At 67.3% G+C, this 23,965-nt stretch carries 17 protein-coding genes; 3 read left to right on the plus strand and 14 right to left on the minus strand.

The genetic code is table 11. From position 1 onward, the window contains the following. Nucleotides 1–39: 39 nt before the first annotated feature. From ABZS29_RS20185 to ABZS29_RS20195, 3 genes are read right to left on the minus strand one after another with little or no spacing between them, the layout of a single operon-like run. The gene (locus ABZS29_RS20185) at nucleotides 40–879 is read right to left on the minus strand and encodes a carbohydrate ABC transporter permease (protein WP_355463784.1); all 840 of its coding nucleotides are present in this window, start codon (nucleotides 877–879) and stop codon (nucleotides 40–42) included. A 1-nt stretch (nucleotide 880) separates the two neighbouring features. Further along, a complete protein-coding gene (locus ABZS29_RS20190) occupies nucleotides 881–1,771 on the minus strand; it encodes a sugar ABC transporter permease (protein WP_355463785.1) in 891 nt (296 codons plus the stop codon). Nucleotides 1,772–1,776: 5 nt separating this feature from the next. Next, the gene (locus ABZS29_RS20195) at nucleotides 1,777–3,060 is read right to left on the minus strand and encodes an extracellular solute-binding protein (protein WP_355463786.1); all 1,284 of its coding nucleotides are present in this window, start codon (nucleotides 3,058–3,060) and stop codon (nucleotides 1,777–1,779) included. A 139-nt stretch (nucleotides 3,061–3,199) separates the two neighbouring features. On the opposite strand from ABZS29_RS20195, the gene ABZS29_RS20200 reads away from it, so the two are divergent. Continuing rightward, the gene (locus ABZS29_RS20200) at nucleotides 3,200–4,876 is read left to right on the plus strand and encodes a hypothetical protein (RefSeq protein WP_355463787.1); all 1,677 of its coding nucleotides are present in this window, start codon (nucleotides 3,200–3,202) and stop codon (nucleotides 4,874–4,876) included. A gap of 65 nt (nucleotides 4,877–4,941) precedes the next feature. Further along, the gene (locus ABZS29_RS20205; RefSeq protein WP_355463788.1) at nucleotides 4,942–5,955 is read left to right on the plus strand and encodes a LacI family DNA-binding transcriptional regulator; all 1,014 of its coding nucleotides are present in this window, start codon (nucleotides 4,942–4,944) and stop codon (nucleotides 5,953–5,955) included. Nucleotides 5,956–5,957: 2 nt separating this feature from the next. On the opposite strand, the gene ABZS29_RS20210 is transcribed toward ABZS29_RS20205, so the two are convergent. Genes ABZS29_RS20210 through ABZS29_RS20240 form a run of 7 tightly spaced genes read right to left on the minus strand, consistent with a single transcriptional unit; the run spans nucleotide 5,958 to nucleotide 15,255 of the window. Beyond that, nucleotides 5,958–7,640 carry a PHP domain-containing protein gene (locus tag ABZS29_RS20210; RefSeq protein WP_355463789.1) on the minus strand — a complete coding sequence of 561 codons (1,683 nt, stop codon included), beginning with the start codon at nucleotides 7,638–7,640 and terminating at the stop codon, nucleotides 5,958–5,960. A 31-nt stretch (nucleotides 7,641–7,671) separates the two neighbouring features. Continuing rightward, on the minus strand, nucleotides 7,672–8,982 hold the full coding sequence (locus ABZS29_RS20215) for an endonuclease/exonuclease/phosphatase family protein (RefSeq protein ID WP_355463790.1): 1,311 nt from the start codon (nucleotides 8,980–8,982) through the stop codon (nucleotides 7,672–7,674). Nucleotides 8,983–9,002: 20 nt separating this feature from the next. Further along, on the minus strand, nucleotides 9,003–10,748 hold the full coding sequence (locus tag ABZS29_RS20220; RefSeq protein WP_355463791.1) for a beta-galactosidase: 1,746 nt from the start codon (nucleotides 10,746–10,748) through the stop codon (nucleotides 9,003–9,005). A gap of 24 nt (nucleotides 10,749–10,772) precedes the next feature. Next, nucleotides 10,773–12,122, minus strand: a complete 1,350-nt coding sequence (locus tag ABZS29_RS20225; RefSeq protein ID WP_355463792.1) for a sugar ABC transporter substrate-binding protein — start codon at nucleotides 12,120–12,122, stop codon at nucleotides 10,773–10,775. A gap of 17 nt (nucleotides 12,123–12,139) precedes the next feature. Further along, nucleotides 12,140–13,531, minus strand: coding sequence for a ricin-type beta-trefoil lectin domain protein (locus ABZS29_RS20230; protein WP_355463793.1), 1,392 nt, complete (start codon nucleotides 13,529–13,531; stop codon nucleotides 12,140–12,142). Between the two features lie 9 nt (nucleotides 13,532–13,540). Further along, nucleotides 13,541–14,347 (minus strand): carbohydrate ABC transporter permease, encoded by an 807-nt coding sequence (locus ABZS29_RS20235; protein WP_355463794.1) that lies wholly within the window; start codon nucleotides 14,345–14,347, stop codon nucleotides 13,541–13,543. Nucleotides 14,348–14,382: 35 nt separating this feature from the next. Continuing rightward, a complete protein-coding gene (locus tag ABZS29_RS20240; RefSeq protein ID WP_355463795.1) occupies nucleotides 14,383–15,255 on the minus strand; it encodes a sugar ABC transporter permease in 873 nt (290 codons plus the stop codon). Nucleotides 15,256–15,366: 111 nt separating this feature from the next. Between ABZS29_RS20240 and ABZS29_RS20245 the strand changes: the two genes are divergently transcribed. Next, complete coding sequence (locus ABZS29_RS20245; RefSeq protein WP_355463796.1) at nucleotides 15,367–16,383, plus strand: LacI family DNA-binding transcriptional regulator; 1,017 nt, start codon at nucleotides 15,367–15,369, stop codon at nucleotides 16,381–16,383. A 436-nt stretch (nucleotides 16,384–16,819) separates the two neighbouring features. Here the strand turns inward: ABZS29_RS20245 and ABZS29_RS20250 are convergent, their stop codons facing one another. From ABZS29_RS20250 to ABZS29_RS20265, 4 genes are read right to left on the minus strand one after another with little or no spacing between them, the layout of a single operon-like run. Next, entirely contained in the window at nucleotides 16,820–19,513 is a 2,694-nt protein-coding gene (locus ABZS29_RS20250) for a Tat pathway signal sequence domain protein (protein WP_355463797.1), read from the minus strand. Next, entirely contained in the window at nucleotides 19,486–22,068 is a 2,583-nt protein-coding gene (locus ABZS29_RS20255; protein WP_355463798.1) for a Tat pathway signal sequence domain protein, read from the minus strand. Before ABZS29_RS20255 ends, ABZS29_RS20250 begins: the two co-directional genes overlap by 28 nt. Beyond that, nucleotides 22,065–22,961, minus strand: coding sequence for a carbohydrate ABC transporter permease (locus ABZS29_RS20260; RefSeq protein WP_355463799.1), 897 nt, complete (start codon nucleotides 22,959–22,961; stop codon nucleotides 22,065–22,067). The genes ABZS29_RS20255 and ABZS29_RS20260 overlap by 4 nt, the downstream gene beginning before the upstream one ends. Before the next feature lie 10 nt (nucleotides 22,962–22,971). Further along, nucleotides 22,972–23,964, minus strand: coding sequence for an ABC transporter permease subunit (locus tag ABZS29_RS20265; RefSeq protein ID WP_355463800.1), 993 nt, complete (start codon nucleotides 23,962–23,964; stop codon nucleotides 22,972–22,974). Nucleotide 23,965 lies beyond the last annotated feature (1 nt).

A 23,965-nucleotide genomic window follows, 5' to 3' on the forward strand; every position in this document is an offset into this window, starting at 1 on the left:
GCCAACCCGGCCCGATCCGTCCACATTCCCTTGCCTTGCTCAGTCTTTCAGCCCGGCCCCGATGTCGGCGCTCATCACGTACTTCTGGAACACCAGGTAGAGCGCGACCAGCGGGATCATCGAGAGCACCGATGCGCCCAGCAGGACCGACCAGTTCACGTTCTCCGCGCCGACGATGGTCGCGACGCCGATCTGCAGCGTGTATTTGCTCGGCTCGTTCAGCACGACCAGCGGCCAGATGTAGTCGTTCCACCGCCACTGGAACGAGAAGATCGCCAGGGTCAGCATGATCGGCTTCGACAGCGGCAGCATGATCCGCCACAGCGTCTGCAGTTCGCCCGCTCCGTCGATCCGGGCCGCCTCGAGCAGGTCGTTCGGCACCGTCAGGAAGAACTGCCGGAACATGAACGTCCCGGTCGCCGTGATCACCGACGGGACGACGACGGCCGCGAGGCTGTTGTAGAGGCCGAGGTTGCGCACCACCAGGAACAGCGGCGCGAGGATGACCTCGCCGGGCAGCATCGTGGTCGCCAGGATGCAGACGGCGAAGACCTTGATCCACCAGTTCTTGTACTTCGCCAGCGCGTACCCGCAGGCGGCGCTGGCCACGATCGTCAGCGCGGTCGCCGAGACGGCCACGATCATCGTGTTGACGAAGTACTTGGCGACGTCGAAGCTCGTCCAGGCCTGAGTGAACCCCTTGATCGTCGGATGCTTGGGGAACAACGTCAGCGGATACGAGAACAGCTCACCCGCGGGCTTGAACGAGCTGAGCAGGAACCAGAGCACCGGGACGCCGTAGACGGCGACCAGGAGCCACATGAGCGCGGTCGCCCAGATCTTCTTCGGGAGTTCGCCCGTCGTGGAGGTGGCGGCCATGTCAGGATTCCTTCCGCCGGTTCAGGGCCAGCTGGACGAGCGCGATCACCATCAGGATCAGCATCAGTACGAACGACGCCGCACTCGCGTAGCCGATCTGCGCCCGCTGGAAACCCTTGGTGTAGATGTACTGGACGAGCAAGTTGTTCGCCGTGCCCGGGCCACCGCCGTTGATGGCCTGGACCAGCGCGTACTCCTTCATCGAGCCGAGCACGCTGAGCAGCACCACGATGAACGTCGTCGGCGCGATCGCCGGCAGCGTGATGTGCCGGAACTTCGCCCACCCGCCGGCGCCGTCGAGCGACGCCGCCTCGTAGTACGCCGTCGGCACGTTCTTCAGCGCAGCCACGAACAGCAGCATGTTGAACGCCGTACCGCCCCAGGCGGCCGCCACGATGACGACCAGCATCGACAGGTTCGCGTTCGACTGCCAGGGCACCTCGCTGCCGCCGAGCGAGGTGATCAGGTAGTTGACGAGGCCGAAGTTCTCGCCGAACATCCAGCGCCAGATGACGCCCGCGATGATCGGCGAGATCAGCCAGGGCAGGAAGAAGATGATCCGCGCGACGGCCTTGCCCTTGGTGTAGTTCGTGACGAGCAGCACCGCCGTGCTCAGCGAGAGCACGAGCGTCAGCGGTACGACGCCCGCCGTGAACACCAGCGTCCGGACCAGCGCCGAGTAGAACGCGTCGTCCTGCAGCAACCGCTGGTAGTTGTCCAGGCCGACGTACGGCGCGGTGCCGATCCCGGTGTAGCTCGTGAACGAGTACAGCAGGCCGGTCACCGCCGGCCACACGAAGAATGTGACCAGCAGCAACAGGTTGATCGAGATGAGCGCCAGCGGTGCCGCGGTGTAGTGGTTCAGCCGGCGCTGTGGCAGGAGTCGTCGCACCGGCGTCAGCCCAGCGAGGCGTTGAGGCCGTTGACGATGTTCTCGACCGTCTTCTGGACGTCCTGCTGACCGTTGACGAACTTCGCCAGCTCACCCTTCGTCGGGTCTTCGCCGGCTTCCTTGCCTGCGAGCAGCAGCTTGGTGCCATTGGCCTGGCCCGACGACGAGATCGGGTCCGCGAGCTCGATCTCCTTGGTGTAGAGCGTGAACGCGTCCAGGGCGGCCTTCGACTTGAACGGGTACTTCAGGGTCAGACCGGACTCGACCGGCAGGTAGCCGTTGGCCTGTGCCAGCTTGGTGTAGTTGTCGCGCTGGAACAGGAAGTCGACCCACTTCTTGGCCGCGGCGGCGGTGTCCTTGTTGTTGAAGGCAACGACCTTGCCGCCGAGGTTGATGTCGGTGGCGTGCACCGGGCCGGGGGTCGGCGCGCCGGCCCACTCGAAGTTCGTGATGCCGTCGGCGAAGTCGGGCACCTGCCAGACGCCGGAGAAGTACGCGACCACCTGGCCGCTCTTGAACAGCGCGTTCGGGTCGCCGCCCGAGGTCCAGACCGACTTCGGCATCACCTTGTCGTCGTTCATCGCCTTGAACTTGGAGAGCGCGGCCACGGTCGCGGCGTCCGGCATCTGGTACTTGTTGTCGGCGCCGAGCTGGAAGCCCTTGCCGCCGTTGTTGTAGATGAAGGCCCGGATCCGGGCGGCCGAGTTGTCGTAGACCAGGTCGTACTTCGCCCCGGTCGCGGTCCGCACCTTGGTCGCGGCGGCCAGGAACTCGTCCCAGGTCCAGGTCTTGCTCGGATCGGTCGGTACGGCGACGCCTGCCTTGGCGAAGAGGGTCTTGTTGACGAACAGGCCGGCCGCGGTCAGGTCGGACGGGATCGCCAGCACCTTGCCGTCCTGCTCGGTGACCAGGTCCTTGCGGATCTGGTTGGTCCCGTTGTTCGCGGTCGCGCTCAGGTCCTGGAGCTGGTTGATCCACAGGGTGTCGAGCGAGGGGACGCTGGCGACGTCGGGCAGCGAGTTGGCCTGGGCGGACTGGCGCAGCTTGTCCTGGTAGCCGTCGTACGGCTGGTTCACCACCTCGACGGTGATGCCTTCCTTCGCCTGGAACTCCTTGGCGAGGTCGGTGTAACCCTGGATCTGGGCGGCGGTCGAGAGCCAGAAGGTGATCTTCTTGGCCCCGTCCCCGCTCGAGTCGCCGGAGCCGGAGCCGGAACCGCAGGCGGTCAGCGCTGTCGCGATCACCACACCTGCTGCCAGCCACCGCCACCGCTGAAGGGAACCGGTCATGTTGTTTCTCCTCGTGTTTCTCGCTGCCCGGGTAGGCGACGCTCGGACGCTAGGAGGCAAGCGCTTACCGCGTCAAGGGCAAATGGTGTATCGATATACATTTAAGTCCTGACATAAGGGTTCGAGCGGAGGACGTCCGGTGGACAAACGATTTCTCGGGGTTCTGATTGCGGGCGGTGAGCAACAGATCACTGAGCTGTTGCAGGCCGAGCAGCCATCCGGAGGTGATCCGCGACAGGTCGGACGCGAGCTCCGGCGGCTGGTCGCGGGCTATGTGGGGGAGACGTCGTACCGGCATGATCCGGCGGTTCTGGAGCTCATGCGGCTGCTCTCCGACGAGCTCGGCGCGCGCCAGCATGAGGACGGGACCTACGACATCGGCAACCTGCACTCGCCGCCGGACACGGCGTTCCTGATCCAGGATCTGTGTCAGGTCTGGGAATTGCTCGAGGCCGATGGTGAGGCGGCGACGACATCGATCCGTTCGGTGCTGCACAGGATCCTGCAGAAGGCCGGCCCGGCGCTCGCCGAAGGCGGTGTGCACACGCCGAACCATCGCTGGGAGGTGTCGGCGGCGCTTGCCCGGGTCAACCACATCCTTCCGGACCAGCGGTACGTCGACCGGATCGACGAGTGGCTGGCCGAGGGGATCGACGCGGCGCCGGACGGCATCTACAGCGAGCGGAGTGCGATCTACGCGGCCGCGGTGAGCAATCCGTCGCTGCTGACGATCGCGTGGTTGCTGGACCGGCCCGAGCTGATCGAGTTCGTACGGCGCAACCTGGAGGCGACGCTGCATCTCCTGGAGCCGAACGGTGAAGTGGACGTGGTCGCGTCGCGTCGGCAGGACCAGTTCCAGATCGGCGCCGTCTGGGGGTATCTCCTCCAGTATCGCGAGCTGGCGCTGCTGGACGGTGACGGCCGGTTCGCTGCTGTTGCCCAGGGCATCGAACGCCGCGATGCCCTTGTTCTGGGCGACTTTTTGGCCGAAGTGCTCGAACGACCGGAGCTGGCGGCCGAACTGCCACCGGCGACCGAACCGCCGACCGACTTCGTCCACGAGTTCCCGTCCCAGGCGTCGGTGCGGATCCGGCGGGGGAGCCGTACGGCGACCGTCTTCGGTGGCACGGACTTCCACGCCGTACCGGTGATCGCTTCGGGTCTCTCGGTGAATCCGACGTTCTTCAAGCTGCGCCAGGGGGACGCGATTCTGGACTCGGTCCGGCTCGCGCCGCAGTTCTTCGGCACCGGTCACTTCCACAGCGAGTACCTGCGTCGGCTGTCGCCCGAGGTGGTCGAGCTCGGGGCCGAGGTCGCCGTTCCGTACTACCAGCCGTTGCCGCCGGAGCTCAGATCGGCTGACGGCCAGTACGCGCTGACGCCCGACGGCCGGTTCTACTCCGCCATGGACTTCGGTCAGCGGCCGCGCGACTACCGGCGACTGCGGACCGTGATCACTGTGGCCGAGGTGGCGGACGGGTTCGACCTGACCTTCGAGCTGGACGGATCGGAGGCGCCGTACGCGATCGAGCTCTGCTTCCGGCCTGGTGGGGAGTTGTCGGGCACCGAGGCGATCGATGAGTCCGGCAACCACCAGCTCGTGACAGGGACCGGTGTCTATGCGGTCGGCGAGGATCGGATCGAGTTCGGTCCTGGCTCGGGGACAGCGCGAGTCGCCATGGATGCGGGGGAGCGTTATCGGATGCTCAACGGGTCGCTGGTTCCGGCCGGCGTACGCGTCTATCTGACCGGCCGCGCGCCCGGCGTACAGACGCTGCAGCTCAGGACGGAGTCCCGCGCTGGCGAGGGTTCTTGACCGCGGGGTTGTTACCGCCAACACTGGCCTCCGTAGACACAGCGCGGCAACCAGGGAGTTTCTGAGTGACCAACGGCGGCGTTCCGGCGCGGCAGGCGAGCTTGACCGATGTTGCGGACCTCGCGGGCGTGTCGCACATGACGGTGTCCCGGGTGGTCAACAAAACCGGCCCGGTGAGCGCCGCGACCCGCGCTCGGGTGCTGGCCGCCGTCGAGAAGCTGAGCTACCGGCCCAACTCGGCGGCGCGTGCCCTGGTCACCGGCAAGACCGGCATCCTGGGCGTGGTCACGCTGGACTCGACCCTGTACGGCCCGGCCAGCACGCTCTACGGCATTGAGCACGCGGCGCGCGAGGCCGGCTACTCGGTCACCATCACCAGCCTCGGTACGCCGAACAGCGCGGCGATCGGGGACGCGATCGAGACCCTGCGTCGGCAGGCGGTCGAGGGCATCGTGGTGATCGCGCCGCACGCGGCGGCGAGCCAGTCGCTCGAAGGCGCGCCGCGCGACATCCCGCTGGTCGCCGTCGGAGGCGGTCAGAAGGTGCCGGTTCCGATGATCGCGGTCGACCAGTCCGACGGCGCTCGCCGCGCCACCGAGCACCTGCTCGCCCTCGGGCACGAGACGGTCTGGCACGTGGCCGGACCCGTCGACTGGCTCGAGGCCCAGGATCGCGAACGCGCTTGGCGGCAGACCCTGAAGCGGCACCACGCCAAGGCGCCGCGGATCGTGCGCGGGGACTGGAGCGCTCGTTCCGGGTACGCCGCCGGCCAGGGACTGGCTCGCGAGAAGGACCTGACCGCGGTGTTCGTCGCCAACGACCAGATGGCGCTCGGGCTGCTGCGAGCCTTCAGCGAAGTAGGCATCTCGGTGCCCAAGGACGTGCACGTCGTGGGCTTCGACGACGTCCCGGAGTCCGCCTACTTCAGCCCGCCGCTGACCACGGTCCGGCAGGACTTCATCGAGGTCGGCCGGCGGACCTTCCACCAGCTGGCCGAGCAGATCGCCGGCCGCGAGCCGGCTGCTCGCGACCTCGTCCCGGCCGAGCTGATCGTCCGGGAGAGCACCGGACCTCGATAGCGTCATCGGCCGCGGACGTCGACGAAGATCGGGTTCGCGTAGAACCAGAGATCTTCCCAGGGGTTGGAGTTCGCGAGCACGTCCATGACCGGTCCGGCCGGATCGACAGCAGCGCCGTACGGGCCGGGGGCGTTGCGTTTGCCGTCCGTGCCGCGGAGCCGGAAGTAGCACGGGCCGTCGATGGTCAGGTTGTGGTACAGCGTCAGCGTGCCGGCGGTCTGCTTGACGTCCCACGACTTGATGACTCGAGTGCTCGGCGCGGTGATCGTGTCGGGATCGGCCGCGGGACCGGTGACGTCGCCCATGATCAGGTCGACGCGGGCCAGCTCGGGATGCAGCTGGGCGTAGTTCCCGCCCTCGGTCAGCTCGATCTCGATCGACAGCCGCACCGAGGTCCCGCGCTTGACGCTGAGCCGGCCGCCGAGCGGGGCCACCTCACCGGTGCTGGAGCGAACCCGGACATCGAGACCCGAGATGAGGTCACCGTGGCAGGCCCAGATCCGGCCGGCCCGGATGCCGTCCATCACCTGGCGGTGGCCACGACCGCTCGCGCCGACCCACGTCTTCGAGTAGGCGCCCGCCGGGAAGCCGCTGTACGTCGTGACCGGCCGCCCCGCGTCGACCGGGTCCGGGAACTTGCCCGTGGTCATGAACGTGCGGCCGCTCTCGTCGTACGGCGTCGTGTCGTACGAACTCTGATCGAGCGGGTCCACCGGGTTCCGGACCCAGTCGCCACAGGCCTGATGGCCGTCGGAGCTGACGGTGATCCAGAACGGTTTGCCCTCCGCGAGCAGGCTGTCCCACACGCCGCCGACGGTCGCAGTCATCCAGTCGAAGCCGCCGTGCGTGCGGTACGCCTCCGGCGGGAGGCCGGGGAACGAATACTTGCTCGGTGCGCTGTCGTACAGGCCGCGGCCCCTGGCCATCCCCGGCGCGGGCAGACCGGCGGCCTGGTGCCCGGGCGCGCCTTCCATTCCGAGCACGATGCCCGGGGCTGCATCGCGCCAGGCGCGCAGTTCGTGCGGTGAGTCGATGCCCAGCCGGCACGGGTGGTTCGCCAGGACGAGTGCGTCCGGGATCCGGCCGTCCCGTACGCCGCGGCCGAGGTACTTGATCGCCTCGATCGCCAGTGCCTCGTTCGCCGGCGTACCGTCCCGGCTGTTGGTGACGCGGGCGTCGTACTTGCTGACGAACTCGTTGAGAAATTCCGCCTCGTCCTTGCCCGGCGCCAGCATCAAGGTCGCGTGCTCCGCGCCCGGCATGTTCCACTCCATCCCGAGGAACACCAGGATCTCGTCGAGCTTCGCCTTTCGCGCCGCCCGGACGTCTGCCGCGAGCATCGGCACGCTGTACGACGAGAACGCCGTGTTGCCGTGGTCGGTGATCACCATCCAGTCGAGACCGTGATTGATCGCGCGCTGGACGTGGTCGTCGACCCGGAACATGGCGTCGTTGCTGTACTGGCTGTGCAGGTGGTGATCACCGGCCAGCCAGAGGTAGCCACCACGGCGTGGTCGATCGGCTCCGCGCGCTGGCGACGCCGCGGCCGCGGGTTGCGCGCCCAGCACGGTCGCGGCGGCGACTCCGGCGCCGGTCAGTCCTGCGTCGCGCAGGAAGCTCCGCCGCGGACTGCCGGTCGCCGTCGAGGGCGGCTGCGGTGCTGAAGGGGGTGGGGCGTCGGTCATCGGATTTCCTCTCACCACGGGGGCGACACGGTCAGGGCTGGTAGATCACGCCGAGCTTGTCCACGCCGTCACCGGCGCGACCGGTGAATCCGGTGATCTGCCAACCGGTAGGGGCGGTGTAGGTGACCGCATCGCTGGTAGGAGTTCCGGCGGACAGCGTGCGACCGGTGCTGGTGACGATGCCGGCCGAGAAGAGCCTGGTGCGGCCGTTGTACTGGCCCCGGGTCAAGGTGACGCGGACGATGCGTTCACCGGCGCCGAGGACAAGTTCGTTGAGCGTCCCACCGGTCCCGCCGTGCGCGAGCGTCGTACCGGTCGTCAAGGTCAGGCCAACCGAGTCGAGCCGCTCGGCGCCGCGCAGCCGGACCGATCGCACACCGTTGCCGTTGGCAAGCTTGGCCACGTCGGTGAACGGGTCGCCGTGCGGTCCGCCGAACTGGTCACTCATCCGGAACTGGTCGTTGAGCGACCAGTTGAAGCGGACCAGGTGCGGATAGTGGTCCGACAACGGCTTGCCGGCACTGTCGAGGAGCTTGGAGTTCTCGTTGTTGTACTGGGTCGCGGTGAGGTTGATGAACTTGTTGCCGCGGTACAAGACCTTGTCGACGACCTCGCACGTGTTGCTGACCGCGTTCGGGTCGCAGACCAGCGCCGGGCTGCCGAGCGGCGGCGCTTGACCGCCACGGATCAGCTGCACCCAGGCATCGGTCAGACCGGCGCCCGTGACGAGCTCGCGGATGTTGTCCTCGGTCCTGGTGTAGCGCGTGTTGGTGTCGCCCATGACGATCACGGCGTTCCCGGCGGAGTGCGCGGTGATGTACTGCGTGAGCTGGGTGATGTTGGCCCGGCGGGCGGCCAGGTCGGCGGTCTCGGTGCCCGCGTTCGGGTGCAGGTTGTAGAGATCGACGTACACGCCCTCGGCGAGCCGGATCCGGTTCAGGCTGAATCCCTTGGGGGTAAGGCAGTCCGTGCCGTTGCAGTTCGACCACTTGGTCCGGTCGAAATCGTCGAACGGGTAGCGGGACAAGGTGTTGAGACCGTCCCCGAAGGGAACGCCGCCGCTCGTGGCGGTTCGGTAGGGATGGTTGTCACCGGCATAGAGCGCCGCGTGGTAGTTGAAGTCCTCTTGCACGGTGACCACGTCGTACTCGGCCAGCCGTGGACTGATCAGCGGGGTGTTGACGGCGGGATCGCCCGACGAGATTCCGTCGGGCAGTCCGGCCACGTTGTAGGTCAGGACGGAGAAGGAGTTCACCGCCGCCACGGCCGGAACAGCCGTGGCGGTGAGGGTGCTTGCAGTCAGGGCGATGGCCGTCAGGGCGGACAGGATCGATCTGCGCATGGGGGCGGGTTCCTTCGGGCTCAGTGTTCGAGTGGGCCTAACTCGGGGGCGGTGGTGAAGCGGGCGGTGCGGTCGGCGAGCGTGTCCAGTTCGAGGACGACGAGTTCGTTCGCGCCAGGCCGAAGTACCGGCGCAGGCACGTAGAGCGTCTGCTGCGGACCTCGGCGCCAGTAGCGTCCGAGGCAGAACCCGTTGATCCAGGCGAAGCCCTTGCCCCAGGTTTCGGTCCGCAGGAAGAGGTCGATGGGGTCGTCAAGGTCGAAGGTGGTCCGGTAGGCGGTGGGGCCGACGCCAGCCGTGGACGGCAGGGTCGCCTGCCACAGAGCCGGTACGGCGTCGAGGTCGATCGCGAGCGTCTGCCAGCTACGGGGCGTGCTGCCGCCGATCTGCAGCGGACCGATCAGACCCTTCGGCTCGCCGATACGCGGCCCGTAGTTGACCCGGCCCTGGTCCTCGACGACCAGATCGAGCCGGCCGGTTCCGCGGGGCAGGGTGATGGCGCGGTCATGATCCTCGCGGCTGAGGATGCCGACCGGATCGCCGTCGAGGAAGACGTGCGCACGGTCGCGGACCTCGGCGAGCTGGAGGACCGCCGGCCCGTCGAGCTCGAGTTGTGTGCGGTACAGGGCGAACTGGGAATCCAGATCGTCCAGCGTCGGGAGCTCGTCGTGCGCGCGCCAGGTACCCCAGCTGTCCGGCCGGTCGAGCAGCCGGATCGGTTCGCCGAGGGTCGCCTCGACGTCGTCCAGAGACGGCGTGGGCTCGGGGTCAGGCAGCGGCGGGACGGGAGCGTGTTTGGCGATCACGTCGCGGAAGGCGTGGAACTTCGCCGTCAGTCGACCGGCTTCGTCGACCGGAGCGTCGTAGTCGTAGGACGTGACAGTCGGCCGGTAGACGCCCTTGTCGTTGGCGCCGTTGGTCAACCCGAAGTTCGTCCCACCGTGCACCATGTAGATGTTCACCGAGGCGCCGGCCGCCAGGAGCGCGTCCAGCTCAGCAGCCGCGTCTTCGGCGGAGGTGGTGTGGTGCGGTCCGCCCCAGTTGTCGAACCAGCCGTCCCAGAACTCCATACACATCAGCGGGCCGGTCGGCTGATGGGCTCGCAGCGTCGCCAGGCGCTCGACACTCCGCGACCCGAACGACCCGGTCTTCAGTACGCCGTCGATGCCGCCGGCCGCGAGCATCGCGTCCTCCGGCTGGTCGACGGTGACCAGGGGCACCGTGATGCCCTCGGCGCGGAACAGCTCGACGAGCCACTTCAGGTACGTCGAGTCGTTGCCGAAGGCACCGTATTCGTTCTCGACCTGCAGGAGCAGGACCGGTCCGCCCTGGTCGACCTGCAGGGGGCGGACGATCCGCAGTACCTCGCTCAGGTACTCGCCGACCGCGGCGAGGTACTGCGGTTCGTGCCGGCGAACCCCCACTCCTGGCTGCCGGTACAGCCAGGCGGGGAGGCCGCCGTTGTCCCACTCGGCACAGATGTACGGGCCGGGCCGGACGATCGCGTGCAGACCCGCTTCGGCCACCCGGCGCAGGAACAGCTCGAGATCGAGCATCCCGCTGGTGTCGAACACACCGCGCCGGGGTGAGTGCGCGTTCCACGGCACATAGGTCTCGATGGTGTTGAGACCCATCAGCCGTGCCTTCTCGATCCGGTCGGCCCACTGGTCCGGATGGATCCGGAAGTAGTGCAGCGCGCCGGACAGGATCCGGAACGGCTTCCCGTCGAGCAGGAACTCGGACTCACCGATTGCGAAGTCTGGCATATCTCCCTCTTGTAGTTAGCGCTGTCAGCCGTTGACCTGGAAGCCTTGCTGGTTGCCATAGGCCACCAGCGCGTCCTGCCAGGACTTCAGACCGTCGTCGAGATTGCTCTTGGCCTGGTAGGACTTACCCACTGTGTCGCCGAAGATGCTGTTCGCGTACAACTGGTACGGCAGGTAGCTCCAGCCCGGAGCGACCGTGCCCGCTGCGCCGGTCAGCACCTCGTTGATCGCCTGGCCGCCGAAGTACGCGCTCTTCTTGCCGACGAACTCGGGCGCCTTCAGGTCGGCCGTGGTGGCCGGGAAGCCGCCGCTGGCCAGGAACGTCTTCACGCCGTCGCCGTTGTTCAGCCAGCGGACGAAACCGGCCGCGAGGGCAGGGTTCGCGCTCTGCTTGAGCACGGCCTGCGTGCTGCCGCCGTTCTCCGCGGTTACCGGCTGCCCGTCGTACGTCGGCATCGGCGCGACCCGCCACTTGCCGGCACCGGCCTTGACCGAGGACTCCATCACACCGGGCATCCAGGCGCCGGTCGGAAGCGTGGCGATCGTGCCGTCGCCGAGCGCCTTGAACCATGCGTCGGACCAGCCGGGGATGGTAGAGACGAGGCCGCCCTGGACGAGCTGGTTCCACTCGGCGGTCCACTTCTTGGCGCCGTCGTCGGCCAGGTTGATCGTGACGCTCTTGCCGTTGGTGCTGAACGGCTTGCCACCGGCCTGCCAGATCATGCTGGTCGTGAAACCGGCGTCACCGCTGTCGTTCGTGATGAACTTCTTCGGGTCGGCCGCGTGCAGCTTCTTGCCGGCCGCGACGTACTCGTCCCAGGTCTTCGGCACGGTCAGGCCGTACTTGTCGAAGACCTCCTTGTTGTAGAACAAGGCCATCGGGCCCGAGTCCTGCGGGAGGCCGAACAGCCCCTCGCCCGCGTGCACCGCGGCCCAGGTCGACGGCGTGTACGCCGACTGGAACTGGTCGAAACCGTACTGGCGCAGGTCGACCAGCGAGCCGGGCAGGGCGAACTGCGGCAGCGCCTGGTACTCGACCTGAGCCACGTCGGGCGCGCCCGAACCGGCCTTGATCGTGTTCTGCAGCTTGGTGTAGTGGTCGTTGCCGGTTCCGGCGTTGACGTAGTTCACCTTGACGTTCGGGTAGGCCTTCTCGAACGCCGCGACCTGCGCCTGAGCGGACGGAGTCCAGCTCCAGTAGGTGATCGTGCCGCCCTTCTGCAGCGCCTCGTCCACCGCGGCGGGGGAGCCCTGCTGCTTGCTGTCGCCGCCGGTGGCAGAGTCCTTGCTCGAGCCGCAGGCGGCCAGGGCGAGCGACAGCGCCGCGATCGTCGCGCCGGCGACCAAAAGCCGACGTCGTTGGGTTGCCTTCATTCTGTTCCCTTTCACTGTTACGCCCGCACCCACTGCTGGTTCGGCTGCCCGTTGCAGGCCTGGAGCTGAACCTGAGTGCCGTTCGCTGTTCCGGCGGCCTGCAGGCAGAGCGCCGAGTTGTTGATGCTGGAGATCGACTTGTCGTCGTTGAGCTGCCAGGTCTGATTGATCGCGCCGGTGCAGTCGGTGATGATCACCGAACTGTCGGCACCCGGCGTCACACACTTGTTCGCGTAGATGGTGAGCTGCTTGCTGGCGGTCAGGTTGAAGCTCTGGTTGCCGCCGCCGTTGCAGTCCCACAGGTCGAGCGCCGTACCGTTGGTGGTCGAGAAGCCCGGTACGTCGACGCAGCGGTTGCTCTCGACGCCACGGATCGGCTGGCCGGGCGGTGCGGGCGGTAGATCGTTCACCGGCTCGGTCTTCAGCAGACCCCAGCCCCACTGCAGCTGGGCGAGACCGCTGGCGCTGTTGACCTTCAGGTCGCGCTCGCCGACCTGAGTGGTCATCGAGTACGAGTCACCGGTGCGCAGACCGGGCCAGTAGACGATGCCCATCTTCTGCGCGCGGGCCGTCTCGGTCAGGGCCCCGAGGTACGCCGTGGAGGTGTTGCCCTCGTGGTTGCCGTAGTTGAGACCGATCGTCATCGGCGATCCGGCCTCGTCGATGATCGTGCGCCAGCCGTACTCGCCGATCCGCGGCTTCAGGTTCGCCAGCCACGCGGCCTCGGTGGTGTCGGACGCCCAGAAGCCGTAGAAGTGCAGGGACAGCAGCGTGCCCTTCAGCTCCGGTGCGGCGCCGACGCCGGTGACGTTGTCGTTGTAGCCGCTCCCGGAGATGACCAGCCGGCCACGCGGAACGTCCGAGTGCCGATCGGCCCAGGACGAGGCGACCGACACCCAGTCAGGCAGCGCGTAGCCGAACGGCTCGTTCATCGGCTCGAAGTAGACCTTCGGGTTCTTCCGGTAGGCCTTGAAGACCGTGTCCCACATGGTGTTGAACGCGGCGGTGTCGTCGATCCGGCCGTCCTTGGCGTTGTCGGCCTCCCAATAGCTGAGGATGACCTTGAAGCCCTGGTCGGTCGCGGCGTCGATCGCCGCTCGGTAGGACGACCACCAGTTCGTCCCGACGCTGGACGGGTTGATCGGCAGCCGGACGGTGTTCGCGCGCAGTTCGGTGCGGAACTCGCTGAGGATGCCGGTCGACTTCCGGTACGTCGTCCAGTAGCTGTCCGCCGTACTGAGACCGGACGGGACGACCTCGTCATCGGCGTAGTTGTCGCGCGGGTCCGCCCAGTTCACACCGCGGAAGTCGGCGGTGTTGGGCTGGTGCGGCGTGGCCGCCGCGGGAACCGTGAGGGTGGCGGCGACGGTGGCGAGGGCCACGGCGGCTCGCCAGAGGGTGGATCTCATCCGAACTCCTTACTTGACGCTGCCGGCGGAGAGGCCGGACTGCCAGAAACGCTGAAGCAACAGGAAGGCCACGACGAGTGGCACGATGGTCAGCAGCGAGCCGGTGATCACCAGGTTGTAGATCGGGTTCGCGCCGACGCCGGTCGCCTGGTTGTTCCACTGGGTGAGGCCGACCGTGAGCGGGTAGAGACTCGGTTTGCTGAGCATGATCAGCGGCAGGAAGTAGTTGTTCCAGGTCGCCACCACCGCGAACAGCAGGACCGTCACGACACCGGGTGCGAGCAGCCGCAGCGACACCGTGAAGAAGGTGCGGACCTCGCCGGCGCCGTCGATGCGCGCTGCTTCCAGCAACTCGTACGGGATGGCCTCGGTGGCGTAGACCCACATCAGATACAAGCCGAACGGGCTGATCAGCGACGGGATGATGATCGCCCAGACGGTGTTCGTGAGGCCGAGTTTGGAGAACAGCAGGAACGTCGGTACGGCGAGCGCCGTACCGGGGATCGCGATCGCGCCGAGCAGGACCGCGAAGACCGCACGGCGGCCGGCGAACTTGTACTTCGCCAGTCCGTAGCCGGCCGCGGTCGCGAGCAACGTCGCCCCGCCGGCGCCGACGACGACGTACAGGAGGGTGTTGCCGAGCCAGCGCAGGAAGATGCCGTTGTTGTAGGTCAGCGTCTGCTTGATGTTGCTGAACAGCGCGAAGCTGTCGCCGAACCACAGGCCTGGCGTGGAGAGCAGGTCGTCCTGGGTCTTGGTCGCGCTGATCACCAGCCAGACGAGTGGGACCAGGGTGTAGATCAGGTACAGGACCATCAGTCCCGTGAGTACGCGTGACGGCCTTTTGCTGATCACAATGCCTCCCGGGATCCGCGGAGCTGCACGACGTACGCGATGATCGCGGTCAGCACACCCATCACGATCGCGACGGTGGCGGAGTAGTTGAACTGCTGGCCGGCGAACGAGAGGTTGTAGGCGTACATGTTGGGCGTGTAGTACGTCGTGATCACGTTCGGCGCGAGCGTGCGCAGGATGTTGGGCTCGTTGAAGAGCTGGAAACTGCCGATGATCGAGAAGATCGTCGCGATCACGATCGCGCCGCGCAGGGCGGGCAGCTTGATCGCGCGGATCGTCCGGATCGCGCCGGCGCCGTCGATCGCGGCCGCCTCGTACAGCTCACCGGGCACGGTGCGCAGCGCCGAGTAGAAGATCAGCATGTTGTAGCCGACGAACTCCCAGGTGACGATGTTGGCGATCGACGGCAGCATCCACGACCCGCTGAGCGGCTTGACGACGGTGGTGCCGAACAGGTTGTTCAGGTCCGCGGCCAGGCCGAAGGTGTCGCCGTACAGGAAGCCCCACATCAGGACGGCGACCACGCCGGGGACGGCGTACGGGAGGAAGATCACGATCCGGAAGAAGCCCGCGCCGCGGAGCCGGGCGCTGTCGATCGCGAGCGCCGCGAGCAGCGCCAGGATCAGCATCACCGGCACCTGGACGACCAGGAAGACCAGCACCCGGCCCGCCGCCTCCCAGAACTTCGCGTCCCGCAGCACCTCGGCGTAGTTGTCGAGGCCGACGAAGACCGTGCCACCGAAGAACGCCTGGTCCCGGAACAGGCTCAGGTAGATCGCATACCCGATCGGGGCGAGAAAAGTGAGTGCGAAGACGGTGAGGAACGGGCCGACGAAGACCCACCCTTTCGTCTCCTGACGCCACGCCATGCCGTCTGACTCCTAACCCCCGTGCGGGGCGTTGTTGACGTTAACACCGACGGCCCGGACGCTAGCTTGTTAACGTCAACATGTCTAGACTTCGGCGGACGGAGGTGCTGAATGCGCAGGCGAGGACCCTCGATAGCCGACGTGGCGCGGCTGGCCGGCGTCTCGGGACAGACCGTGTCCCGGGTCGCCAACGACCGGCCGAACGTCGACACCGCCACCCGCGACCGGGTGCTGGCCGCCATGCGCGAGGTCGGCTACCGGCCGAACAGCGCGGCCCGCGCGCTGCGCAACGGCCAGTTCCGCAACATCGGGGTGATCGTCTTCGAGCTTTCCAGCTTCGGGAACACCCGCACCTTCAACGCGGTCGGCCAGGCCGCGACGGCGGCCGGCTACGCGATCACGCTGATCCCGCTGCTCGACGCCGACCAGGGCAAGGTGACCGGCGCCTTCACCCGGCTCCAGGAGCAGGCGGTCGACGGCATCATCATCCTGATCGAGGCGCACCAGCTCGACGAGGCCGAGATCCACCTGCCGGAGGGACTACCCGTCGTGGTCGTCGACTCCAGCGCGCACTACGACTACCCGATCGTCGACACCGACCAGGCCCAGGGCGCCCGGATCGCCACCGAACACCTCCTGGACCTCGGCCACGAAACCGTCTGGCACCTCGGCGGCCCCCCGACCTCCTTCGCCGCGACCCGCCGCCGCCGTTCCTGGGAGGAGACCCTGATCGCGCGCGGCCGCCGGGTCCCGCCCCTCCTGGTCGGCGACTGGTCCGCCGCCTCCGGCTACACCGTCGGCCGCCAACTCGCCGCCGACCCCGACGTCACCGCGGTCTTCGCCGCCAACGACGAGATGGCCCTCGGCCTCCTCCGCGCCCTCCACGAACAGAACCGCAAAGTCCCCACCGACGTCAGCGTCGTCGGCTTCGACGACCAGGAGTCAGCCGCCCAGTTCTGGCCACCCCTCACCACCGTCCGCCAGTTCTTCTCCGACGTCGGCAACCACGCCGTCGAAGCCCTCATCGCCGAACTGGCCACCGGCGAACACCACCACCGCCCCGTCAGCGTCCCCACCCAACTCATCACCCGAGCCAGCACCGCCCCACCCCCCAATTTCGCTGGCTAGGCTCCGCCCGCGCACCAGCGGGTACGGCGGGAAGCGGTCTCGGCCGGAGGTGTTGCGCGGTGGCTGAGCTTGTGCGGCGGCCGATCAACTGCGGGGCGGCTGGTCGGGGCGCGTGGCTGAGGGGGATGGCGAGCCCGCGATCGCGTTTCCGTTGCCTGAGCTTCCGGGCTTTGGTTGCGGTTCGGGAGGGGGCGCACCTCTGGTTGACGGGTGGCGGTTCGTTAGCCGGTACTTTTTCGTCACCTGGACCCGAAAAGTTCACGGCTAGCGCAACAGCGCACGACCACCAGGCCCGCGCCACCTCAACCACCCGCCGGCCAACCCCCCACCTGGGTGGGTATCCACTGAGCGCGGGGGTTGCCCATCGAGATTCTCAGGGGGCAACCCCTCAACTCGGTGGTTATCGCTTGAGATGGGGGGTTGGGGGCGGGCTGGGTTAGGGGTTGGTGATGTGGGTGCCTACTAGGGCTAGGGACTGGATGGCGGCTAGGCCGTAGAGGGCGGTGGCGTTGGTGCTGATCCAGGGGGCGACCTGGGTGGGGTTGAGGGTGGTGCCGACCGGGTCGGCTTTCCAGGGGAGGGTGGGGGCGTAGCCGTCGCCGGTGTAGAACTCTTTCCAGGCTCGGGTGGCGAGGTCGTCGCGCTTGAGCCGTACGGCGGCGTACGCCGTGAGGCGGGCGTGGCCTTGGCGGAGGATGAGGTTGCCGAAGTAGGCGCCGCATTCGTCGGTTTGTTCGGCGCGGGTGCCGTTGAACAGGCGGCAGTACTGGAGCCAGGCGGACTCGAACGAGGGCATGTCGATCAGGTCGATGAGTTCGGCGCAGATCTCGACCTGACCGAACATCGCGCTCAGGTGCGAGACGTTGACCGTCTTCTCGGTGACTGGCGCGAAGCGGCCGGTGTCCAGGTCGTACAGGCCGCCGCCGGTGACGAAGCCGTTCGGCATCGCGGCGATGGTCTCCATCGTGCCGAGGAGTTTCGCCTTGGCTGTAGCGGCTTTCGGGCCTTGGCGTTCCCACTCGGTCAGCCAAGCAGCGGCCAGTCCGCTCCAGTCGGTCCCGAGGCCGATCGCCAGCGCGTGCGGGTCTGGCGTGTACGGCTCGGTGCGGATCTTGCGGAGCGGGTCCAGCACCAGGAAGGTCCGGTCGGAGTCGACCAGCTCGGACAGCAGATCGCCGGTGCGCTCATCAGCGGTCAGGTAGTAGTAGAACCGGCGGTAGATCGCCGTACTGATGCGTTGCTGCTTCGCACTGTCGGCCCAATGCTGTACGCCGTGCCGCGTGCCGAGGCCGGCCCATTTGCCGAGGTGGTAGACGTCGACCTCTCCAGTGTGCCGCGTCATCGCCTCGGCGAACCGGAAGATGTCGGCGCGACCGGAGCGCAGGAACGAGTACCAGAGCCACAGATCCGGCGAGAGTTCGGAGTTGTCCCAGGCATACCCGCCGACGTCGTACCGCCAGACCGCGCGGTCCTCGTCGAACGAGTGCATGATGTCGCCGTAGTCCCAGAAGCCGTACCAGTGCCGCGACTCGACCTGGCCACGATAGAAGTCGAAGAGGAAGTCCAGGTGGTCCTCGATCGTCTTCTTCGCCGGGACCGAGCGGTCGACCGGACTGATCAACCCGCCGAAGACCCGGGTCGAGATCAGTTGGTCCACAGGATTGATCAGCTGCGGGGGAGTCCGGAGCTGGTCGGCCATGTCACCCAGCCGGGCCGCGCTCGGTGTCGCGGCCACTGCCCACAGCGTGAGCTCGGACGTCCGCGCGATCCCGTACGGCGTACCGAATCCAGGCTCGTAGTCCTCGTACGTGATGTTGAGGCCCTCGAGCTGTTCCGGATACGTGTCCTGTCCCATGCCGTCGTGGTAGAACCGCGTATCCATCGGCCCGGCCTCCGGCGACCACAGCCACACCGTGACCTCGGCCTCGTCGGTCGCCGCGCCGCGGATGTCCAGCTGGGTGGGATGCCGCTGCCAGAAATCGCGCAGCCCGAACGCCAGTCCGCCGCTGACACCACCGACGTACCCGAGGCCGGACGCGCGACCACCTTGGTCGACAGGGATCCAGCCGTAGCCCTTGGCCGTGCGCTTCTTCACCGTGAAGCCGTCGGCGGTGAGCTGACTCAGCGAGTAGTCGCCCCACTCGGGGATGTACTGCAGCCGTGTCGTCACCCGCTGGTCCCACGTTGACGGATCCGGCAGCTTGGTTCCGGCCACCTGCGCAGCGCGCACCGCGGCGCCCGGGTCGCGACGCAAGCCGGTGATTCCCTTGACCGCTTCGGCAACCATGCCGTGGCCCTCACCGACGAACCGCACATGCCGGTCGTACGCCGGATCGCGCAGCGGAACCCGGAACCGCACACCCAGCCCGGCGATGTGGTCCTTCTGACCGTCGCTGTCGTAGACGAACGTGTGCACGATCCGCACGTTCTCAGCGCCGGCCGCGAAGTACAGCCGGAGCGAGAACGGCAGCCAGGTCTTGCCCTTGCGGGACTTGTGCCTGCCTTCGACTCGGACAACCGCGCGGACCGGTCCGCTCTGCTCGACGGTCACCCGGGTGATGTCGCTCTCGTACCGCTCGCGGTCGCTGCCACGCTCCTCGTCCTCGGGAATCCGGTCCTGCCGCAGATTCACGAGCTTGCCCTGCTTGGCGATCAGTACGTCGCCACGCCAGATCTGACTGATCACCTCGGAGCCGTGCTTGCGGATCCGCGCCTTGATCACGCCGGTGTCGACATCGACGTACTGGCGTTCTTCCTTGACCGTAACGGGTTTCGCCGGTGCGACCGGCGTACCGGGGCCAAGCGTGTAGGAGTCGGCGGGCTGCTCCACCGCGATGGCATGCGCGCTCCACTTGAGTGAACCGTCGGGCCAATACGCCAACGGCCGGCTCTGCATCGGTACGGCGGTGCCATCGGGTGCCTTCAGCGCGAACGACTGATCAGCCGGTACGGCGCCCTTCGGCCACGGCGTACCCCAATTGGTCACGGCAGCCGTGGCCGGCTTGCCCTCGAGCCAGGTCAGTTTCACCTCGGCGGCGCCGGCCATCGCAGTGGCGGCCGGGGTGTCCAGCAGCGACACCACGGGGACGGCGGCCATTCCTGCTAGGACTGTGCGTCGGGAGATCTCCATGCCGGTCCACCTCTGTCAGGTCGGTGTTCGGGGATCAGGGTCAGGTTCTGAATCGCGGCGAGCGCGTACTGCGACGCGTCGTTGGTGCTGACGAAGGGCGCCTCGTCGACCGGCATCAGTCCGCCGGTCACCGGGGTGGTGCGCCACTCGGCCTCGCGCTGCAAGGCGTTGCGATTGAGTTGGTCGCCTTCGTCGATGAAGAACGTGCGCCAGGCCCGGCGGGCCAGCTCGACGTCGCCGGTGCGGGCGGCGGCGTACGCGGCCAGCCGGCTGTGCGCCTGGACGAGCGAGATGCCTTCCAGCGGGGCGCCGACCTCGGCCGCCTGCTGTTCCGGCGGCAACAGATAAAGCCGGCAGTAGTCGAGCCAAGCCTTCTCGAACCCCGGTACGTCGAGGCCCAGGTCGATGAGTTCGGCGCAGATCTCGGGAAGCCCGAACACCGCCGACAGGTGCGAGACCGAGACGCTCCGGCGACTCGTGTCGAAGCGACCGGTCGACAGATCGAACAACGCGTTCCCGGTCAGAAATCCGTACCGCAGTGCCGCGATATCGGCCATGGTTCCGAGCAACCGGGATCGCGCGCGCTCGTCGCCGTACCGCTCCCAGCGCGTCAGCCAGCCGGCCGCGAGCGCACCCCAGTCGACGCCGAGCCCGACCGAGAGCGCGTGCGGATCGGGGGAGTAGATGTCGGTGCGCACCTTGCGGAGCGGATCCACGGCCAGGAAGGTCTCCTCGGCGGTGGCGAGTTCGTCCAGCAGGTCACCGGTCCGCTCGTCGGCCGTGAGGTAGTAGTAGAACCGGCGATAGATCGCGCTGGAGATGCGGAGCTGCTTGCAGCTGCAACCCCAGTGCTGCACGTTGTGCCGCGATCCGAGTCCCTTCCAGCGGCCCAGATGATGGACGTCAACCTCGCCGGTGTGCCGGGTCATCGACTCCGCGAACCGGAACACGTCGGCCCGGCCGGTCCGCAGATACTGGTACCAGAGCCACAGATCCGGCGAGAGCTCCGAGTTGTCCCACGCATAGCCGCCGACGTCGTACCGCCAGGTGTGCCGGTCGCTGTCGTAGGTGTGCATGACATCGCCGTAGTCCCAGAACCCGTACCACCGGCGCTGCTCGCGCTGGCCGACGTAGTACTGGAAGAGGAAGTTCAGCCTGGCTTCGATGTCCTGATGATCGGCGGTCGGCAGACTCCAGGTGCCGAAGACTCCGGCCTCCAGCATTCGGTTCGGTGAGACGGTCAGCAAACCGGGGGAGTCGAGCAGCGCGGCGTGCTGCGCGAGCTCTTCAGCCGTCGGCGTGCTGTCGTGAACGCGGAGGGTCAGCTCGTGCGTGCGAGCGACGCCGTGCGCGTTGCCGAAGCCAGGTTCGTAGTCCTCATAGGTGATCTCGAGTCCTTCGAGCTGTTCGGCGTAGCTGTCCTGGTCCATCCCGTCGTGCCAGAACCGGACGTCCATGGCCGGCGCACTGGGCGACCACATCCATACCGTGGCAGTGGCGAGGGCAGTGGCGGCGTTGCGGATGTCGAGCCGGGTCGGATGCAGCTTCCAGAAGTCGCGGAGTCCGAAGCCCAGTCCACCGGCTGCGCCACCGACGTACCCGTAGCCCGGTGCGCGCGTCCCGGACGGAACAGTCACCCAGGCGTGATCGGGCCCGGTGCGCTTGCGCAGGGTGAAGCCGTCGGCGCTGCTCTGGTCGAGCGTGTAGTCATTCCACTGCGGGATGAGGTGCAGGCGCTCCGACACCTCAGGGTTGCCGATCTCGTCAACCGATCGACCCTCGATCTGCGCACGGCGGGCCTCCGAACCAGGATCGCGGCGCAGCCCGGTGAGACCGCGAACAGCCTCCGACAGGAACCCGCCCGGACCGGCCAGGCGGATGTGCCGGTTGTGCGGCTCGTCCCGCATCACCACATCCGCGCTCAGTCCCAGACCGGCCAGGAAGTCCCGGTCCGGATCACCGTCCCAGACAAAGCTGTGCACCACACGTACGTCGGTCGCCCCGGCATAGAAGTAGAGCCGGACCGAGAACGGAAGCCAGTCGCCGTGTCTGCCGTCGAGCTTGACGACCGCCCGAACCGGCCCGGTCTGCTCGACGGTGATCGTCTCCACGGTCGCCGTCGTCCGCGTGCGGTTCCGGCTTTCGTCCTCGTCCGGCGCGTCCTGCCGCAGGCTGACGAGGCGGACGTCACGCACGATCTCCCGGTCGTCGATGCCGATCGACGCGATCAGCATCGGTGCCCTCAGCACCCAACTGACCGCACCGGTCGTCACCCGGAGTTCGCCGTCCAGCTCCTGCACCCGCACCGGATCCGCGGGTTCCGCCGGCGAGCCGGGCACCACGTCGTACGACGATGGTGGGTGCTCGGCCGGTCCGATCGCATGCGCGGACCACTTGATCGAGCCGTCCGGCCAGGCCGCGGTCGTCCAGCTCTGCACCGGCGTACCGTCCGCCAAGGTGAACTGAGTGCCGTCGGCAACCGTTCCGCGGGGCCAAGGAACACCCCACGTCACGCCCTGGGCGGCGGGTGTCTCGAGCCAGTGGACCGTCGTCATTCCTTCACCGATCCGATCAGCACGCCCTTCGCGAAGTGCTTCTGCAGGAACGGGTAGAACAGCAGGATCGGCAGCGTCGCGACGACCACGACGGCGAACTTCAGGCCCTGCTCGGGGAACGTCACGGTCTCCAGTTGCTGCAGCACGTTCGCCGAGTCCGCGTTGGTCGCGGTCAGCTGGCGGACGATCATCTGCAGCGTCCACTTCTTGCTGTCGTCGATGTAGAGCAGCGTCGACATGTAGTCGTTCCAGATCCCGACCGCGTAGAACAGCGAGAACGTGGCGATGATCGGCTTCGACAGTGGCAGCACGATCCGCAGGAACACGTTGAGCTCGTTGCAGCCGTCGATCCGTGCGGCCTCCTCCAGCGCCTCGGGCAACTCCTGGAAGAAGCTCTTCACCACGATCAGGTAGAACGGGTTGATCGCCAGCGGCAGGATCAGCGCCCAGTAGCTGTCGAGCAGTCCCAGATCACGCACGACCAGGTAGGTCGGGATCATGCCACCGCTGAACACCAACGTGAAGATCACCAGGTTCAGCACGAGGGCACGTCCGGGCAGGAACTTCTTCGCCAGCGGATAGGCCATGGTCAGCGTCAGCGTCAGCTGGACGACGGTTCCGACCGCGGTCACGCAGATCGTGGTCAGCAACGCCCGGACGAACGTGTCGGTGGAGAAGATGTACCGGTAGGTGTCGGTGACGAACTTCTCCGGCCACAGGAAGAACGGCCGCGAGCTGATCTCGGACTCGGTCGCGAACGATCCCGCGAGCACGTAGAACAGCGGCAGCACGGTGACGAGCCCGAGCCCGCACAGCAGCACCACATTCAGTACGTCGAACGTCCGGCTGCCGAGTGAGTCGTAGTACCGGACGGACTTCTTCTTGTTCAGCATGTCCGTCTCCTCAGAACAATCCGCGCTGGCCGAGGCGCTTGGCCAGGAAGTTCGAGCCGAAGATCAGCACGACGCCGACCAGTCCCTTGAACAACCCGACCGCGGTCGCGTAGCTGAACGCGCCCTGCGTGATACCGATCGAGTAGACGAAGGTGTCGAAGACGTCGGCGACGTCCCGGTTCAGCGAGGTGGTCATCAGCCAGATCTGCTCGAAGCCCGAGTCGAGCAGGTTGCCCGAGGTCAGGATCGCCATGATCACGACGGTGGGCGCGATCGCCGGCAGCGTGATGTGCCAGAACTGCCGCCAGCGCCCGGCGCCGTCCACCCGGGCCGCCTCGTAGAGCTGCGAGTCGACGCCGGCCAGCGCGGCCAGGTAGATGATCGTGCCCCACCCGGTCTGCTTCCAGAGCAGCTGCGCCACGATCAGCGGCCGGAACCAGTCGGCCTGCGCCACGTAGTCGGTCTTCTGGCCGCCGACCAGGCCGTGGACCCAGTTCGCGATCACGCCGAAGTCCACCGAGAACAGCAGATAGGTGAGCGAGGCAACGATGGTCCAGGACAGGAAGTGCGGGATGTAGATCAGCGACTGCACGGACCGCTTCACCACGTTCATCCGCAGCTCGTTCAGCAGCAGCGCCACGACGACCGGGGCCGGGAAGACGAAGACGATCGTCAGCAGCGCCAGCAGCATCGTGTTGCCGAGCAGCCGGCCGAAGTCCGGTCCGGTGAACAGCTCCTCGAAGTGCTTCAGCCCCACCCACTCGCTACCGGAGTAGCCGAGGAACGGCACGTAGTCCTTGAAGGCGATCGTGAGCCCGTACATCGGCAGGTACTTGAAGACCAGGAAGTACACCAGCCCCGGCAGGAGCAGGAGGTACAGCCAGCGGTAGCGGAGCATGTCCCGCCACAACGGCCTGGTACGGCGTTTGCGCTTCGGGGCCGGCGCCCGCCGCGAGACCTCCGCGGCGGGCTGGGCCACCTCGGGCACCAGATCGGTGGCCACA

Origin of the sequence: Kribbella sp. NPDC005582, assembly GCF_040605415.1 — a bacterium.
Lineage (GTDB): Bacteria > Actinomycetota > Actinomycetes > Propionibacteriales > Kribbellaceae > Kribbella.

Coding starts and splice junctions, on each gene's coding strand:
- ABZS29_RS20215 (WP_355463790.1), bottom strand. CDS start 8,982: ATGCGCAGATCGATCCTGTCCGCCCTGACGGCCATCGCCCTGACTGCA.
- ABZS29_RS20250 (WP_355463797.1), bottom strand. CDS start 19,513: ATGGAGATCTCCCGACGCACAGTCCTAGCAGGAATGGCCGCCGTCCCC.
- ABZS29_RS20195 (WP_355463786.1), bottom strand. CDS start 3,060: ATGACCGGTTCCCTTCAGCGGTGGCGGTGGCTGGCAGCAGGTGTGGTG.
- ABZS29_RS20245 (WP_355463796.1), top strand. CDS start 15,367: ATGCGCAGGCGAGGACCCTCGATAGCCGACGTGGCGCGGCTGGCCGGC.
- ABZS29_RS20255 (WP_355463798.1), bottom strand. CDS start 22,068: ATGACGACGGTCCACTGGCTCGAGACACCCGCCGCCCAGGGCGTGACG.
- ABZS29_RS20185 (WP_355463784.1), bottom strand. CDS start 879: ATGGCCGCCACCTCCACGACGGGCGAACTCCCGAAGAAGATCTGGGCG.
- ABZS29_RS20260 (WP_355463799.1), bottom strand. CDS start 22,961: ATGCTGAACAAGAAGAAGTCCGTCCGGTACTACGACTCACTCGGCAGC.
- ABZS29_RS20235 (WP_355463794.1), bottom strand. CDS start 14,347: ATGGTCCTGTACCTGATCTACACCCTGGTCCCACTCGTCTGGCTGGTG.
- ABZS29_RS20210 (WP_355463789.1), bottom strand. CDS start 7,640: ATGACCGACGCCCCACCCCCTTCAGCACCGCAGCCGCCCTCGACGGCG.
- ABZS29_RS20225 (WP_355463792.1), bottom strand. CDS start 12,122: ATGAAGGCAACCCAACGACGTCGGCTTTTGGTCGCCGGCGCGACGATC.
- ABZS29_RS20220 (WP_355463791.1), bottom strand. CDS start 10,748: ATGCCAGACTTCGCAATCGGTGAGTCCGAGTTCCTGCTCGACGGGAAG.
- ABZS29_RS20230 (WP_355463793.1), bottom strand. CDS start 13,531: ATGAGATCCACCCTCTGGCGAGCCGCCGTGGCCCTCGCCACCGTCGCC.
- ABZS29_RS20240 (WP_355463795.1), bottom strand. CDS start 15,255: ATGGCGTGGCGTCAGGAGACGAAAGGGTGGGTCTTCGTCGGCCCGTTC.